Origin of the sequence: Lysinibacillus sp. NPDC092081 (assembly GCF_044755845.1) — a bacterium.
Taxonomy (GTDB): Bacteria; Bacillota; Bacilli; order Bacillales_A; family Planococcaceae; genus Lysinibacillus.
In genome coordinates this window covers 857,283-873,318 of the sequence record NZ_JBIVRU010000001.1, presented here as the reverse complement: position 1 = coordinate 873,318, position 16,036 = coordinate 857,283, and the positions used below count along the sequence as shown (strand labels likewise).

The 16,036-nt window shown below is 37.9% G+C and carries 16 protein-coding genes; all 16 read left to right on the top strand.

Annotated elements, in window-relative coordinates; translation table 11 throughout:
* Positions 1-10 precede the first annotated feature (10 nt).
* The 16 genes from ACIQLB_RS04380 (at position 11) to ACIQLB_RS04305 (ending at position 16,025) form a co-directional block, all read left to right on the top strand.
* Positions 11-1,927, top strand: coding sequence for a stage V sporulation protein D (locus ACIQLB_RS04380; RefSeq protein WP_400721379.1), 1,917 nt, complete (start codon positions 11-13; stop codon positions 1,925-1,927).
* Between the two features lie 125 nt (positions 1,928-2,052).
* Positions 2,053-3,027, top strand: a complete 975-nt coding sequence (mraY, locus tag ACIQLB_RS04375; RefSeq protein ID WP_400721376.1) for a phospho-N-acetylmuramoyl-pentapeptide-transferase — start codon at positions 2,053-2,055, stop codon at positions 3,025-3,027.
* Entirely contained in the window at positions 3,024-4,373 is a 1,350-nt protein-coding gene (murD, locus tag ACIQLB_RS04370; protein ID WP_400721372.1) for a UDP-N-acetylmuramoyl-L-alanine--D-glutamate ligase, read from the top strand. The genes mraY and murD overlap by 4 nt, the downstream gene beginning before the upstream one ends.
* A 40-nt stretch (positions 4,374-4,413) precedes the next feature.
* Positions 4,414-5,493 carry an FtsW/RodA/SpoVE family cell cycle protein gene (locus ACIQLB_RS04365; RefSeq protein WP_400721370.1) on the top strand — a complete coding sequence of 360 codons (1,080 nt, stop codon included), beginning with the start codon at positions 4,414-4,416 and terminating at the stop codon, positions 5,491-5,493.
* Positions 5,494-5,514: 21 nt separating this feature from the next.
* Positions 5,515-6,336 (top strand): cell division protein FtsQ/DivIB, encoded by an 822-nt coding sequence (locus tag ACIQLB_RS04360; protein ID WP_400721367.1) that lies wholly within the window; start codon positions 5,515-5,517, stop codon positions 6,334-6,336.
* Positions 6,314-7,045, top strand: coding sequence for a DUF881 domain-containing protein (locus tag ACIQLB_RS04355; protein ID WP_400721364.1), 732 nt, complete (start codon positions 6,314-6,316; stop codon positions 7,043-7,045). Before ACIQLB_RS04360 ends, ACIQLB_RS04355 begins: the two co-directional genes overlap by 23 nt.
* Before the next feature lie 103 nt (positions 7,046-7,148).
* The gene (locus tag ACIQLB_RS04350; protein WP_400721361.1) at positions 7,149-7,868 is read left to right on the top strand and encodes a DUF881 domain-containing protein; all 720 of its coding nucleotides are present in this window, start codon (positions 7,149-7,151) and stop codon (positions 7,866-7,868) included.
* 3 nt (positions 7,869-7,871) lie between these two features.
* The gene (locus ACIQLB_RS04345; protein ID WP_323645284.1) at positions 7,872-8,243 is read left to right on the top strand and encodes a small basic family protein; all 372 of its coding nucleotides are present in this window, start codon (positions 7,872-7,874) and stop codon (positions 8,241-8,243) included.
* Between the two features lie 96 nt (positions 8,244-8,339).
* On the top strand, positions 8,340-9,623 hold the full coding sequence (ftsA, locus tag ACIQLB_RS04340; protein ID WP_400721358.1) for a cell division protein FtsA: 1,284 nt from the start codon (positions 8,340-8,342) through the stop codon (positions 9,621-9,623).
* A gap of 246 nt (positions 9,624-9,869) precedes the next feature.
* Positions 9,870-11,027: a cell division protein FtsZ gene (gene ftsZ / locus ACIQLB_RS04335; protein ID WP_400721355.1), complete on the top strand. Its 1,158-nt coding sequence runs from the start codon at positions 9,870-9,872 to the stop codon at positions 11,025-11,027.
* Between the two features lie 580 nt (positions 11,028-11,607).
* Positions 11,608-12,441 carry a sigma-E processing peptidase SpoIIGA gene (locus ACIQLB_RS04330; protein ID WP_400721352.1) on the top strand — a complete coding sequence of 278 codons (834 nt, stop codon included), beginning with the start codon at positions 11,608-11,610 and terminating at the stop codon, positions 12,439-12,441.
* Positions 12,442-12,454: 13 nt separating this feature from the next.
* Complete coding sequence (gene sigE, locus ACIQLB_RS04325; protein WP_049668349.1) at positions 12,455-13,162, top strand: RNA polymerase sporulation sigma factor SigE; 708 nt, start codon at positions 12,455-12,457, stop codon at positions 13,160-13,162.
* A gap of 114 nt (positions 13,163-13,276) precedes the next feature.
* Positions 13,277-14,050: an RNA polymerase sporulation sigma factor SigG gene (sigG, locus tag ACIQLB_RS04320; protein WP_049668350.1), complete on the top strand. Its 774-nt coding sequence runs from the start codon at positions 13,277-13,279 to the stop codon at positions 14,048-14,050.
* A gap of 399 nt (positions 14,051-14,449) precedes the next feature.
* A complete protein-coding gene (locus ACIQLB_RS04315; RefSeq protein ID WP_079559778.1) occupies positions 14,450-14,686 on the top strand; it encodes a PRC-barrel domain-containing protein in 237 nt (78 codons plus the stop codon).
* Between the two features lie 153 nt (positions 14,687-14,839).
* Complete coding sequence (locus tag ACIQLB_RS04310; protein WP_400721347.1) at positions 14,840-15,544, top strand: YggS family pyridoxal phosphate-dependent enzyme; 705 nt, start codon at positions 14,840-14,842, stop codon at positions 15,542-15,544.
* Complete coding sequence (locus ACIQLB_RS04305; RefSeq protein WP_400721344.1) at positions 15,528-16,025, top strand: cell division protein SepF; 498 nt, start codon at positions 15,528-15,530, stop codon at positions 16,023-16,025. Before ACIQLB_RS04310 ends, ACIQLB_RS04305 begins: the two co-directional genes overlap by 17 nt.
* The last annotated feature ends 11 nt before the right edge of the window (positions 16,026-16,036 follow it).

Here is a 16,036-nt window from a genome sequence, read left to right as displayed (position 1 = left end):
GTGATGTCGAATGAAGTGGATTTCTATCCATTCCAAAAAGCGATTGCGTATTTTATACGTATTGTTTATGTTTGTAGCCGTTGCGATTATTGTTAGGCTTGTCTTCTTGCAAGTATTAGATCAAAAAGAACTGACAAAGAAAGCCGAAGAGAATTGGGATCGAGAAATTCCTTTTGCCAATGAGCGCGGGCACATTACTGACCGTAAGGGGAAAAATATTGTCACAAATAAGCTTGCGCCAACTTTATATTTCATGCCTTCGCAAAGTAAGGATATTGAAGGGGCGGCAGCGAAAATTGCACAAGTTTTGGGAGTAGATGAACAAAAGCTTTTGGAAAAAATGAAGAAAAAAGCATACTTAGTAAAGCTAGCACCTGAGGGAAAAAATATTCCCTATGAAAAAGCAGTGGAGTTGCAAGGTATGCAGATTGAGGGATTATATAGCGGTGTCGATTATTCAAGGGATTATCCATACGGTACCCTATTATCTCGTTTTTTAGGTTTCACAGGTTATGATGCTCAAGGTTTAGCGGGAATTGAATATGAATACGATAAGTTGTTACAGGCTAATTCTTCGGCAATACGGATCTTTACAGATGCGAAAGGGAATAATTTACCAAACGTAAAGAGCGCCTGGAAGGCTGGTGAAGATGGCGCAACAATCGAGCTATCGATAGATGTAGATGTACAACAGGTCGTCGAGCGTGAATTGTCACAGGCAATGGAGCGTTATGATGCTGACCAAGCAATGGCGATTGCCATGAATCCAAACACTGGCGAGATCTTATCGTTAGCCTCATATCCAACCTTCAATCCAGCAGCATATCAAACGGTAGAGCCTGCTATCTACGATCGGAATTTACCAGTTTGGATGACATATGAGCCCGGGTCAACGTTCAAAATTATAACTCTTAGTGCTGCTTTAGAAGAAAATGTAGTGGATTTAGAGAAGGATACTTTTTATGATCCAGGCTATTCGATGGTTGCTGGAGCAAGATTACGTTGTTGGAAGCGTGAGGGCCATGGCTCTGAAACCTTCCTTGAAGTTGTAGAAAATTCTTGTAACCCAGGCTTTATTGAATTAGGTCAGCGAATAGGTAATGAAAAACTACTACAGTATATTAAAGATTTTGGTTTTGGTAAAAAAACAGGGTCTAATATCGCTGGCGAAGCTTCAGGGATTTTATTTTCTAAGGATTCTTTTGGACCTGTTGAGCAGGCCACAACTTCATTTGGCCAAGGTGTTGCCGTTACACCAATTCAGCAAGTGCAAGCAGTAGCCGCAGCAATAAATGGGGGCAAGCTTTATACGCCATATGTTGTGAAGAAAATTTTTAATCCTAATACTGGAGAAGTTATAGAAGAGACTAAACCGGAAGTTAAAAAACAAGTTATTCGTGAGGAGACGTCTGCAAAGGTTCGAGGTGCATTAGAATCTGTTGTAGCGAAGGGCTCAGGACGTCAAGCTTACCGAGATGGATTACGGATTGGCGGCAAAACAGGTACAGCACAAAAGGTAGAGAATGGCCGTTATAAAGACGGCGAATATATCGTATCGTTTATTGGTTTCGCACCTGCGGATAATCCGCAAATTGTCGTTTATGTAGCAGTAGATAACCCGAAAAAGGGAACGCAGTTTGGCGGTGTGATAGCAGCTCCAATCGTTGGTCAAATTATTGAAGATGTTGCGCCTTTTGTTGGCATTGAAAAATCGAAGGAACAGCTTGAAAAGGATTATCGTTGGGGTGACCCAATCACGGTGAAGGTACCAAGTTTTATTGGTCAAACGAAGGACGATATTGCCAAGCAACAATATCCATTCCGTATTGTATGGCATGGAGAAGGAACTAAAATTGGCAATCAACTGCCTGAAGTGGATAGTGTTATCAAACAAGATGGCACCATTCATCTTTATTTAGAAAACTAATTTAACTTTACCTTTAAAAAATGGGAAAGAACCACTATTATTATGAAGGGTAGTAATAAATACATGAAAGTTTGTACTTTTTTCTTTAAGAAGAAAGTGAAACAAGATTTAAAGGAGATTTTTCAATGAAACTCGCAACAACGCTTACCATTTTAGCTCTTGCTTTTATAGTAACAGTTATCCTGGCACCAATTAGTATTCCACTTCTTCGCCGATTAAAGTTCGGTCAAAGTATTCGTGAAGAGGGACCAAAATCCCATATGAAAAAAGCTGGTACACCAACAATGGGCGGCATTATTTTCTTACTTGCCATTATCCTCACTACTGTTGGTGTAGGTAGCTTTTTAGATTTATTTACAACACAAACTGTCGTACTGTTATTAGTATTAGTAGGGTTTGGGTTAATCGGCTTGTTAGATGATAGCTTAAAGGTTGTTTTTAAACGTAATTTAGGACTAACATCACTTCAAAAGCTTATCGGTCAAATTGTTATTGCGGTCTTGGCTTATTTCTTACTACATGTAGGATCTTTTGATACAACACTTGCTATACCATTTACAGATTGGACGATCGAACTTGGTAATTTCTATGTAGCCTTTTTAATTTTCTGGTTAGTTGGCTTCTCGAATGCAGTGAATTTAACAGATGGATTAGATGGGCTTGTGGCGGGTACTGCATCCATTGCCTTTGCAGCATTTGGTGTTATTGCTCTATTCCAAGATCAAGCTGATATTGCCTTATTTGCATTTGCGGTGACAGGTGCATTATTAGGATTTTTACTTTTCAATGCGAATCCTGCAAAGGTATTTATGGGAGATACGGGCTCGTTAGCATTAGGTGGCGCTTTAGCCATGGTCTCTGTTTTAGTAAAAGCGGAATTCCTACTGTTATTAATTGGATTGGTGTTTGTTATTGAAACATTATCCGTTATTTTACAGGTAGGTAGCTTCAAACTTCGTAAAAAACGTATTTTTAAAATGAGTCCTATTCATCATCATTTTGAATTATCAGGTTGGTCAGAATGGAAGGTAGTACTTGTCTTTTGGTCAACTGCTTTAGCAGTAGCATTGATTGCAGTTTTATCGGAGGCGTTCTTATGAGAAACTTTACAGATTTACAACATAAAAAAGTCCTTGTTTTAGGCCTAGCTAAAAGTGGTGTGGCTGCAGCTGAAATTTTACATGAGCTTGGCGCATTTGTGACGGTCAATGATTCAAAACCATTTGACGAAAGCCCAGATGCGCAAGGTCTATTGCAAAAGGGAATTACGGTTATTTGTGGGCGACACCCAGAGGATTTACTCGATGAAGGCTTTGAATTAGTGGTGAAAAATCCAGGGATTCCTTATAGCAACAAAATAGTAGCAGATGCAATAAGCCGTGGAATCCCCGTTTGGACAGAAATTGAGCTAGCCTATTTAATTAGTGAAGCGTCATTTATCGGTATTACAGGGTCAAACGGTAAAACAACTACGACTACATTAATTTTCGACATGCTGAACAACGGAAGTTTAAAACCGTTAATTGCAGGGAATATAGGAACAGTTGCATGTGGTGTTGCAAGAGAAGCACAAAAGGATAATGTAATTGTTACAGAGTTATCTTCTTTCCAATTAATGGGAATTAAAACATTTAAGCCAAAAATTTCTATATTAACAAATCTTTATGATGCGCATCTTGATTATCATGGGACATTTGACAACTATGTAGAGGCAAAATTTGGTGTTACACGTAATCAAGATGAAAGCGATTATTTTATCTATAATGCTGATCAGCCGATTGTTGTTGGCTATGCAACAAAATCAAATGCTAAAAAGGTACCATTTAGTTCTAAGGGACGTACGAATGAAGGAATTAGTGCGGATGACACAACAATTTACTGGCAAGGTGAGCCGTATCTAGATCGAGCAAATATCGCTTTGCCTGGTAAGCATAACTTAGAAAATATTTTAGCAGCTGTCGCAGCTTGTATTTTAGTCGGCTGTGACAAAGCTAAAATGGAAGAAGTTTTAGCGAAATTTGGAGGAGTTCGTCACCGTACTCAGTTCGTGCGTGAATGGAACGGACGTAAGATTTACAATGACTCAAAAGCAACAAACTGCTTAGCTACAAAAAGTGCTTTAGATGCATTCCAAGCACCTGTTATTTTACTTGCAGGTGGCTTAGATCGAGGACATTCGTTTGAAGAATTACGTCCATGCATGGGCCATGTAAAGGGTGTTGTTGCCTTTGGAGAAACAGGACTACGCTTTGTAGAATTTGCGAAGTCATGTGGTGTACAACAAACTGTCATTGCCCAAAATGTTGAGGATGCAGTACATTATGCGGCGCCGATGTCAGCAGAAGGCGATGTTATTCTATTATCTCCAGCATGTGCAAGCTGGGATCAATATGACAGCTTTGAAATACGAGGCGATGTTTTTATTGATGCTGTAATGAAGCTGTAATGAGCCTGTAATTATTTTAGAATATACTTGACTTGGAAGGATGGCATTACTGAGAGGAAAAGAAAGCTATTTATTGCTCGTCACAACATTGATGCTTTCTATAATCGGCATTATTTTCGTCTATTCTGCAGGTACCTATTGGAGTGCCGTTCATTATAGTGGGAAAATGCCGTTTTATATGAAGCAAAGTCTATACTTTGCCGTAGCCATTGTAGTGTTTTTAATCACTATTCGATTAAATATTTTGAAAGAGCAGTCCTTTTGGAAAATGGCCTATATATTTTCGTTAATTTTACTAGTCCTTGTACTTATACCAGGAATTGGACTTGTACGAAATGGTTCTCAAAGTTGGATTGGTGTAGGTCCTTTAACAATTCAGCCAGCAGAGATAACGAAAATTACAGTCATTGTATACATGAGCCATATTTTAGCGCAGCATAAAACGGGTACTTCGATTATTAATTGGCGGCATGGATTGATCTTATTATTGCCAGTTGTACTTATTATGCTACAGCCTGATTTTGGTTCAGTTTTTATACTCGTTGTTTCTGTGTTTTTATTGTTTTTTGTGGCAGGGTATCCTTTAAAGCTTTATGCGATGTTTATGGTTGCGGGGATTGCTGGGTTAGCAGGCTTGATCGTCACAGCGCCATACCGACTAAAGCGGATTCAGGCATTTGTTGATCCGTGGGTCGATCCTTTAGGAAGTGGGTTCCAGGCTGTACAATCGTTAATGGCTATAGGTCCTGCTGGGATTTTCGGGCATGGTTTTGGACAAAGTAGGCAAAAGTTTTTATATTTACCTGAACCACAAAATGACTTTATTTACGCAATAATTCTTGAAGAGGTTGGCTTGTTTGGTGGACTTGTTATTTTAGCACTTTTCGTACTGGCGATTTATGCAGGCTATAAATTTGCAGTGCGGGCTAAAACAAGAACATCTTATTACGCGATCATTGGACTTGTAACAATGCTGGCCGTACAAGCATTTCTAAATATAGCAGTAGTAATTGGCTTAGTTCCTGTAACAGGGGTCACATTACCTTTTATCAGCTATGGAGGAACATCTTTAGTAACAATGTGGCTAATAATAGGTATTATTTATCAATTAGCGAAATAAATATAAAGGAGGAGTACTTTTTTGGAGAAAGTAATTGACATAGAAGATCGCATACCTACGCTAAAACAGCGACGAAAAAAGCGTACAAATCGGAAATTTATAGTGCTAATATTACTTTTCTTTATCGTGTTAGCAGTACTCCTTTATTTTCAATCTCCTTACAGTAAAATCAACAACATAACAGTCAACGGTGCTCGATTAGTAGAAGAACAATATTATTTGAAGGCAAGTACTCTTGCAACTGGGAAGTCAATGTGGGGATTTAAAGTAGAAGACGTAGAGAAATTATTACTAAAGGATAAATGGGTGAAAGAAGCACATGTTAAACGTAATTGGCTTCAAGGCGTGACAATAGAAATTAAAGAATGGAAAAAGGTTGCGTACTTAGCTGGTGACGGTACTTATTATCCATTGCTTGAAAATGGCAAGCGCTTTGAACAAGCTGGGGATGACATCCCGATTGATGCACCTGTATTTATCGGCATAACTGGCGAAAAGACAATTAAGAAGCTTGTAAAGCAATTAGCACAACTAAATCCAGAAGTATTAGCATTAATTTCTCAAGTCAATACAAACAGTAATGAAACAAATCCTAATGCAATCAGGCTCTACATGAACGATGGCTACGAAGTTCGTGCTGTTATTCAAACTTTAGCAGAAAAGCTAAATCATTACCCCTCACTTGTAGCACAAATTCCGAATTTGGAAAAGGGGGTTATCGATTTAGAGGTCGGCTCGTATTATCGCCCTTTCAATAATGAGTACAACCAAGCAAATCTTGATATGGATAAAGATGCGGCCAACCAGGAAGTGAAAAAAGATGAACAACAAGAAAAAGAATAGCAAAGAAAATTTCTTTTCAAGAAAACAATTTCAATTGCTTATTGTTTGTATAACTATGGGGTTTATCATTGGCTATTCCTACAACCAGGCAAAAGATAATCGAGATGCAGGTTCTTCGACTAATACAAAGCTTTTCGAGCAAGAGGATTCATATCGTGAGGAGTTAATTGCACAGCAAGAGCGCAATAAAGAATTGACAGAAGAGGCGAATGCTTTACAAGAAAAAATTCGCAAGTATGAAAAGTCATTTGCCGCTAGCAAAAAGGATTATACAAAGCTTGTTGAAGAAGCGGAGGATTTACGCTTGTTATTAGGCGATTTAAATTCAGAAGGAAAAGGGATACGTATAACTCTGCAAGATGGTGATTACGATCCGAAATCTGCTAATCCTAATGATTATATCGTGCATGAAAGCCATATTTTTAAATTGCTCAATGAGCTTAAAATTTCCGGTGCTCAAGCAATTGCTATTAATGGTCAACGTGTATTGGCAAATTCTTATATACGCTGTAATGGACCAGTCATTACTATTGATGGCAAGCAGCATCCAGCTCCATTCGTCATCGAGGCTGTCGGAGATTCAGCAACATTAATAGCTTCCTTAAACTTAAATGGTGGCGTTGTAGATCAATTATTAAATGACAATATTGTTGTATCATTAGAAGCAGATCAAAAGTTTACAATGCCAAAAGCAAAAGTAGAAAGTTAAACGATTTCTAGTCAACATTTACAAATTTAGCATGTATTTTGCATAATTCAAGATCTAAGGCGTAAATCTATGAGGGGTTACGATACGTCTAGGAGGGGCTATTTTGAAAAAAAATATGTATACCCGAATAACGATCGTGCTATTTATTATCGGTTTGATGATAGCGGTACAATACAATACCATAAAGCAACCAGCTGAGCGAGATACACGAGACATTTGGGCCATAAGAGAGGAATTAGCAGAAGAAAAGCAAAGGCATTCCACATTATTAGCAGAAATTCGCTCACTTAATGAAGTAGTGGGTCGCTATGAGCAATCTGAGAAAGCAAATTTACAATCAGCATTATATGAAACGCTGCATCATTTAAAGCTACAGGCAGGGCTAACGGAAGTCACAGGGCCAGGAGTTATACTTCGTGTTGAACCAGCACCCGAATTAGTAGAAATGGGGTATGAAATCAAAGAAATTTCACCTGATTTACTAACCCAATTACTAAATGCTTTGTTTAAAAACAATGCGGCGAGTGTCTCGATAGATGGAAATCGCGTTGTCCAGACGACAGCCATTCGAGATATAAATGGAAAGACTACAGTGAACAGTGTACCACTGTCCTCACCACCCTTTGAAATTTATGTTGGGACAAGTTCTTTTAAGGAAGCTCAAAAAATGTACAATTCGTTACAAGCCTCAACATTTATCGATTCCTTTTATTTGGATAACTTTAATTTAATAATTGAGGAACCAACTGAGCATCTCACAATCCCAGCATTTGATAAGCCATTGACAAATGATTATTTAACAGAGGTGGAAAAAGGAGAATAATATATGTGGCTACCATTTTTAGGTTTGATATTTGGACTTGCCCTTGGCTTGTTAACAAATATACAAATACCCTCTATATATGAAAATTATCTGTCAATAGCTGTTTTAGCAGCCTTAGATACATTATTTGGCGGTATTCGTGCTCAATTACAGCAAGTATATGACGATAAAGTATTTGTATCAGGATTCTTTTTCAATATAATTCTGGCAGCGGGATTAGCCTTTTTAGGTGTGTATTTAGGGATAGATTTATATTTAGCTGCCATTTTCGCTTTCGGAGTACGTTTATTCCAGAATATAGCAATAATTAGGCGTATTTTACTAACTCGATTAGATGAGAAACGTCACAAAAGGAACAAAAATTCCATAGAATGAGAGAAATATTGAGCAAAATACTCGATTTGCTTAGACATTATGCCGAATTTACAATAGAATGAGAATAAGAGCATTTTTTCAAGGAGGTGCAGTGAATTGAATCAGCAAGATTTATATATTTCTCTTGATATAGGATCATCCTCTATCAAGGTATTAATAGGTGAAATGAGCGACGGTCAATTACATGTAATTGGAGTCGGAAATGTAAAATCGAATGGAGTTCGAAAAGGTGCAATTGTTGATATTGATGCAACAGTTCAATCGATTCGAAAAGCAATAGATCAAGCTGAACGAATGACAGGATATCAAATAAATGAAGTCGTTTTAGGGGTTCCAGCTAACCAGACGATGTTACAGCTAGTTAAAGGTGTTGTCGCTGTAAATAGTGAAAATAGAGAAATTACAGATGATGATTTAGATAGAGTGGTAGAATCTGCACAAGTCATGTCAATACCTCCTGAACGTGAATTAGTGAATATTATTCCTAGACAATTTATTGTGGATAATTTAGATGAGATTAAAGATCCACGAGGTATGATTGGTATTCGTTTAGAAATGGATGCCACAATGATCACAACTTCCAAAACACTTTTACACAATGTTCTACGCTGTGTAGAACGTGCAGGTCTAAGTATTCGAGAAATATATTTGCAACCATTAGCAGCAGGTTTTTTTGCATTAACGGAGGATGAAAAAAACCAAGGTACCGCTTTCGTTGATTTAGGAGGCGGTTCAACTACTATCACAGTATTCGAAGAGGGACTGTTAACACATACGGGTGTCATTCCTATTGGTGGCGATCATATCACGAAAGATATTTCAATCGTCTTAAAAACACCAACAGAACAGGCAGAACAAATTAAACATCAATTTGGACATGCCTATTATGAGGACGCATCAGATGATGAACTTTTCGAAGTACCAGTTGTAGGGACAGATTCAACAGATCAGTACAGCCAGCGCTTTATATCAGAAATTATTGGCGCTCGTTTGGAAGAATTATTTGAATTAGTCATCGACGAGTTAGCCCGTCTAGGTGTTAGGGATTTACCAGGCGGTGTTGTTTTGACAGGTGGCGTTGCAAAGCTTGATGGTATTGCTCAACTGGCACGCCAGATTCTACAAACGCGTGTTAGAATATTTACACCTGACTATATTGGCGTTAGAGAGCCTTCATTTACGACGGCAGTTGGACTTATTCGTTACGCCTATTTAGAAGATGATTTTTATGGAAAAAGTATTAATACGCAGCCTATTGAATATGCAGTTGTAGGATCTCCTGCAGCCACACCTAAAAAGCAAGAATATGCTGCACCTTCAGAATCAAAAGGAAGCGTAATCGGAAGAGCAAAAAAATTATTTGATAAGTTTTTTGATTAACTTCTTTCAGCAGAAGTCTCCCACCTCTATAGGTGGTGAGAGATGAATGCGGATTTAGGCTACTTTTCAGCAGATGTCCAAACACCTGCTGAAAGAAGTTAATGCCTCCGGCGGATGTCACGGAATCGGAAAGGAGTTCTTTGTGCCAGCACAAAGCCGATTCCGGACGCAATTATACCGAGGCATAATTGATCTTGAATGCGTAATGAATGATACAGAGTCGAGTTACCGTGGGAGGAAAAAGAAATGTTAGAATTTGATACAAGTGTTGATCAACTTGCAGTAATAAAAGTCATTGGTGTTGGTGGCGGCGGTAACAACGCTGTCAATCGAATGATAGAACATGGTGTACAAGGTGTTGACTTTATCGCAGTAAACACAGATGCACAGGCGTTAAATTTATCGAAAGCAGAAATAAAGCTACAAATTGGTACAAAACTTACACGTGGATTAGGTGCAGGTGCAAATCCTGAAGTTGGGAAAAAAGCTGCAGAAGAGAGCCGCGAACAATTAGAAGAAGTTCTACGTGGTGCAGATATGGTATTCGTTACAGCTGGAATGGGCGGAGGAACTGGTACTGGTGCCGCGCCAGTTATCGCGCAAATTGCTCGCGATTTAGGAGCTCTTACAGTCGGTGTTGTAACGCGTCCATTTACGTTTGAGGGTCGCAAACGACAAACACAAGCTATCGGTGGTATTGGTGGCATGAAGGAGTCTGTTGATACTTTAATCGTCATTCCAAACGACAAGCTATTACAAATTGTTGATAAATCTACGCCAATGCTTGAGGCATTCCGTGAAGCAGATAATGTTTTACGACAAGGTGTACAAGGTATTTCAGATTTAATTGCAACACCAGGTCTTATAAACTTAGACTTTGCAGACGTAAAAACAATTATGTCTAACAAAGGTTCAGCGTTAATGGGTATTGGTATTGCTACAGGTGAAAACCGTGCTGCTGAAGCAGCTAAGAAAGCTATTTCAAGTCCTTTACTTGAATCATCAATTGATGGCGCTAAAGGTGTCCTTATGAATATTACTGGTGGCTCAAATCTTAGCTTATTTGAAGTACAAGAGGCTGCAGATATCGTAGCTTCAGCATCAGATGAAGAAGTAAATATGATTTTCGGTTCTGTTATTAACGAAAATCTAAAAGATGAAATTATTGTGACAGTAATTGCGACTGGTTTCTCAGAGGAAGCTATACAGCAACAGCGTAATACTTCACGACCGACGTTAAATACAAATAGACAAGCTACACAGCAACAGCAAGCTCCGATTCGTGAGCAACGTCAAGATGTGCACGTACAGCAAGAGCAACCACGTCAAAATCAACAAAATTATGCGCAGGATGACATGCTTGAGGTACCAGCATTTTTACGTAACCGTAAAAATCGCGGATAAATCAGCATCCGAACTTCTAAAAAGCTCGTATTTTACATTATGTGAAATACGAGCTTTTTATGTTGTTAAATACTATTAAACTATTAAACTATTATGTCAATGAAATGAAGCTGTCATATTAAATAAAGTATGGCTCTTCTGCAAAACGGGGGGATTTCCGTTCCGACTGAGCGCTTTCCTGTGGCATCGGGGCAACAGGTGTTTTAATGTGCGATAGCGTAGTGTTAACGTAGCGACAGCAACAGGATGTTGGTCACGAAGGCGTTATCACAGGACGTGATGGTTTTAGCCTTCGTTCCTCTATCCGATTCGCTCAGTCTCCACTCCGCACTTAGCATATATCTTTTTGCATTTCACTCTAATTTAAAGTGATAAGTGATAAAAAGCTTCAACAAATCATTTAAAGAGCTGCAACAATCATAAAAATATCCTTGGTTATTTTCAGAGTCTAAAAAATTAATTATGTTCGAATGTGTAAGGAAAAGATGTATTTTGTCAAAACATTTTATTGAATTGATGCGATTGTTTGACAATATTTGTGGGTGTAACATGCTAACTTTGTAAGTAGGAGGCGGCTGTTATGTATGGAGAATGGCTGGTGCTCATTAATACACTTTTTAATCTAGCGATACTCAAGTTTACGGCAAAAGTAACAGGGGTTTTTGTAAAGAACACGAGATTATTAATGAGTTCTATTTGTAGTAGTTTTGTAGCTGTAATAGGTGGTCAAATGCTGTTGACGACGGTACTGAGCTTTATCTTACTAATCGGGATAGCTTTTCGCTTCAAGATTCGAAGCTTTCAAAAACAAGGACCGATCGTTTTAACAGCAACAATCATTATTGGTGGATTATTAACAGCATTACAACCGTATTTAAAGAATCTTTCTGCTGTCCATTTTATAATTATTTGCCTACTATTAGCTGTTGGTAATCTTGTTGCTTTCTATAAGCAATGGGGGTTTGTAAAGCTTGAGCGGTTAAGTGGTCAGTTTGTGTTTGCTACGACGTTAAAAATCTTTGATGTAAAGATACCACTCTCTGCATTTTTAGATACGGGGAATCAAGCGATTGAGCCACTATCTGGAAAACCTGTTCACTTTGTCTCTTATGCAGCATTACGCTCACATTTACCTGCAGCATTTTGCAAATCATTGTTAGAATGGCAAGAAACGGATCCGTATAATGTATCCATGTTTTCAGAAGATTATCAGCGTTATATTCGATTTATTCATGTCAATACAGTGCAACAGCAATCGGTTGTACTAGGTTTCCGTTTTGATGAGTGGCATATAAAGGGGAAGCACTCACAAGTGAAAACGAATGAATATATCGTTTTAACAAAAAAGGCTAAAAATTTTCCACATAGCACAGCAGCAATTTTACATTTTTCAGCGCTTTCAAATAACTCATAGAGGGGGAGAACTATTGCTTCTTAGGCTACTTGCTAGCTTGAAAAAATTTTGGAGTAAGTTTCGGAGTCGTGAAACGTACTATATAGGGGGAAATGATTCATTGCCAGTGCCATTAAGTCGAGAAGAAGAAGTTACAGTCATTGCATCCTTTATGAATGGTGATTTACGAGCCAGAGATACACTAATTGAACGTAATTTACGTCTTGTTGTTTATATTGCTAGACGTTTTGATAATACGGGAACGCCGATTGAGGATTTAATAAGTATTGGCTCTATCGGTTTAATTAAGGCGATTGAAACGTTCAATACTGATAAAAACATTAAACTTGCCACATACGCATCACGTTGTATTGAAAATGAGATTTTGATGCATTTACGTAAAACAAGTCGCATGAAGGGTGAAGTCTCATTAGATGAACCATTAAACTCCGATGCTGATGGAAACGAGTTGTTATTGTCTGATATTTTAGGAACTGAAGAGCATATTATTTTAGACAATGTAGAGAAGAAAATTGAGCGTCAACACATGTTTCATGCCATTAATTTACTAGGTGCGCGTGAACGATATATTATGGAATGTCGTTTTGGTCTCAATGGAAAAATTGAAATGACTCAAAAAGAAGTTGCTGATCATTTAGGTATTTCGCAATCATATATTTCCCGATTAGAGAAGAAAATTATTCAAGATTTACGTGAAAATCTGAATCAGCCAATATCTTAGAGAGGGAAATTTATCCTACCTAAAATTGGTCGTAGCTTTTGTGCATATTCTCGTTTCTCTCGGACAAACTGATGTAACGGTTTAGTCAGAGAATAACATCCGGAGGAATCGAATATGCGAACTAAAGTAGATCTTTGCGGCTTAGATACATCGACTTTGCCAATTTTAAAGCACGAGGAAATGAAGGAGCTATTCATTCGTTTACAAGCTGGAGAAACTGAGATTAGGGAAGAGCTTGTAATGTGCAATTTAAGGTTAGTGCTTAGTATTGTCGGTAGATTTGCCTACAGGGGTGAGCAGGCAGATGATTTATTTCAGGTAGGCTGTATTGGCCTCATGAAAGCCATTGATCATTTTGATTTGAAGCATAATGTACGATTTTCAACATACGCTGTACCGATGATCATTGGTGAAATTCGTCGCCATCTGCGTGATCATCATGCATTACGCGTTTCTCGTTCTCTAAGAGATATTGCGTATAAGGCGATGCAGGCAAAAGAGCAATGGATAACCGATAATTTACGAGAACCAACGATTGAAGAAATCGCTGAAATGATTGACATGAAAAAGGAAGATGTTTTATTTGCTTTAGATGCCATTCAAGATCCAGTTTCCTTACAGGAACCCATTTATTCAGACGGTGGAGACGCTGTTTATATGATGGACCAATTACGTGATGATGATGTATCTGAAGATCAATGGGTTGCCTACGTGTCGGTAAAGGAAAGTTTGCAAAAGTTAGATGATCGTCAACAAATGATTGTTGCAAAGCGTTTTTATTACGGTGAGACACAAACAGAAATTGCAAAAGAATTAGGGATTTCTCAAGCGCAAATTTCTCGTCTAGAAAAAAATGCAATTGAAACAATGCAGAAAGATTATAAGTAAAAAAACAATGCGCACCCGAATTCTCGGTGCGCATTTTAATTTATATCAATTTTTATTGCCCTTAGAAGGTGGATGTCGATAAAATTCAGAAGTTGGGTGATAAAACGTGAAAGTTTATCGATAAAAATTAAAAGTTGGGCGATAATTTCTGAAAGTGTTTCGATAAAACTAAAAAGTTGGATGTTGTTTTGTTAAAAGGTATGTCATGTGAATTGATTGATTGGAGTGAAGACTGGACGCCCCCAGGATAGCGCCCAGTCGGAACGGAAATCAACCACACGTTTTGAGAGATTCCTTAACATTTTCATTTAAACAACAATAAACACATAAATATATAGAGAAAACATAGTTTGTTGAGATAAAACGATGTTGAGAGTAATTGATTTAGGGAGGGATAAAATGCGTTTCTCAATGTTACAGCAAAAAGAAGTTATTGAAGCAGGCAATGGACGCTTTTTAGGATTTGTGGTAGATGCAGAGGTATCCAAAGAAACAGGCTATGTAACGGCTTTTATGATTGCAGAGCCCCGTAAATATCTTGGCCTTTTCCGCGGGGAAGAATCTGTTAGGAAAGTGTATATGAAAGATGTACTTGTAGTTGGAAAGGATGTCATTTTAGTAAAAGCTATATCCTAAAGAGCAAAATTTCTATGCATATTAAAAAATTTAAGCAATTTTAAAGCGTTGGAAGGGTAAAATGTACTTTCACATAGGTCAGGCTATTCATTGATAATTCAAGCATTGCTTGTTACAATAAAAGAAACTATTGTTGTAAAGTTGGGAAAAACAGTGACGGAAATTTTAACAAATTTGAAGAAAATTAATAATCTTATACAAGCAGCAAAAAAACGTGCAAATCGTGAAGCAGAGAATGTCCAAATTATTGCAGTGACAAAAGAAGTTTCTGTAGAAAGAACACAAGAAGCAATTGATGCAGGGCTTATTCATTTAGGAGAGAACCGTCCTGAAGGCTTAAATCGTAAAATTGAGGCGATTCAAGCTGATGTACATTGGCATTATATCGGATCTTTACAGACACGTAAGGTCAAACAAGTTATTAACAGTATTGATTATTTACATGCATTAGATCGTTTGAGTTTAGCACAAGAAATTGAAAAAAGAGCAGACAAACCTGTCAAATGTTTTGTACAAGTTAATGTATCAGGCGAAGAATCAAAACATGGTTTATCGATTGAAGAGGTCCTGCCTTTTATTGAATCATTGAAGAGTTTTACAAAAATTCAAGTTATTGGTTTAATGACAATGGCACCAAATACAGATGAGGACACAATTATTCGCTCTGTTTTTAAGCAATTAAAACAATGTCAACAGCAAATAGCCGAGCAAGGATTCGCACACGCACCTTGTACCGAGTTATCAATGGGCATGTCTAATGACTTTGAAATGGCGGTAGAAGAAGGGGCTACATTTGTTCGAGTTGGAACGGCTCTTGTTGGAAATGAAAGAGGGGAACAGGATGAGCATGAAAAATAAAATAAAAAACTTCTTTTATCTAGAGGAAGAACTAGAAGAAGAAATCACGCAAGCTCCTATTCAACAGCAACAACCCGTACAACAACAGCAACAGATTCAATCAGTGAAGCCTAAAAAAGTTATGAAGGAGCGAAAGGCACCGGTTCAGGAAATTTTTCCACAGAGTACAACACCTACAAACAACATTGTAAGTTTGCAGGCAGCAATGAATTCAAAAGGTGCAAAAGTTATATTAGTTGAACCTAGAGTTTATGCCGAAGCTCAGGACATTGCTGAACACTTAAAAAATAAGCGTGCAACGATCGTCAATTTACAACGTATTGAACGAGAGCAAGGTGTACGGATTATTGATTTTTTAAGTGGCACAGTTTATGCACTTGGCGGTGATATTCAAAGAATCGGTAAAGACATTTTCTTATGCACACCTGATAATGTAGAAGTGTCTGGCGAAATTTCGAATTTTATTTTAGACGATAATTAATAGCGAGGATT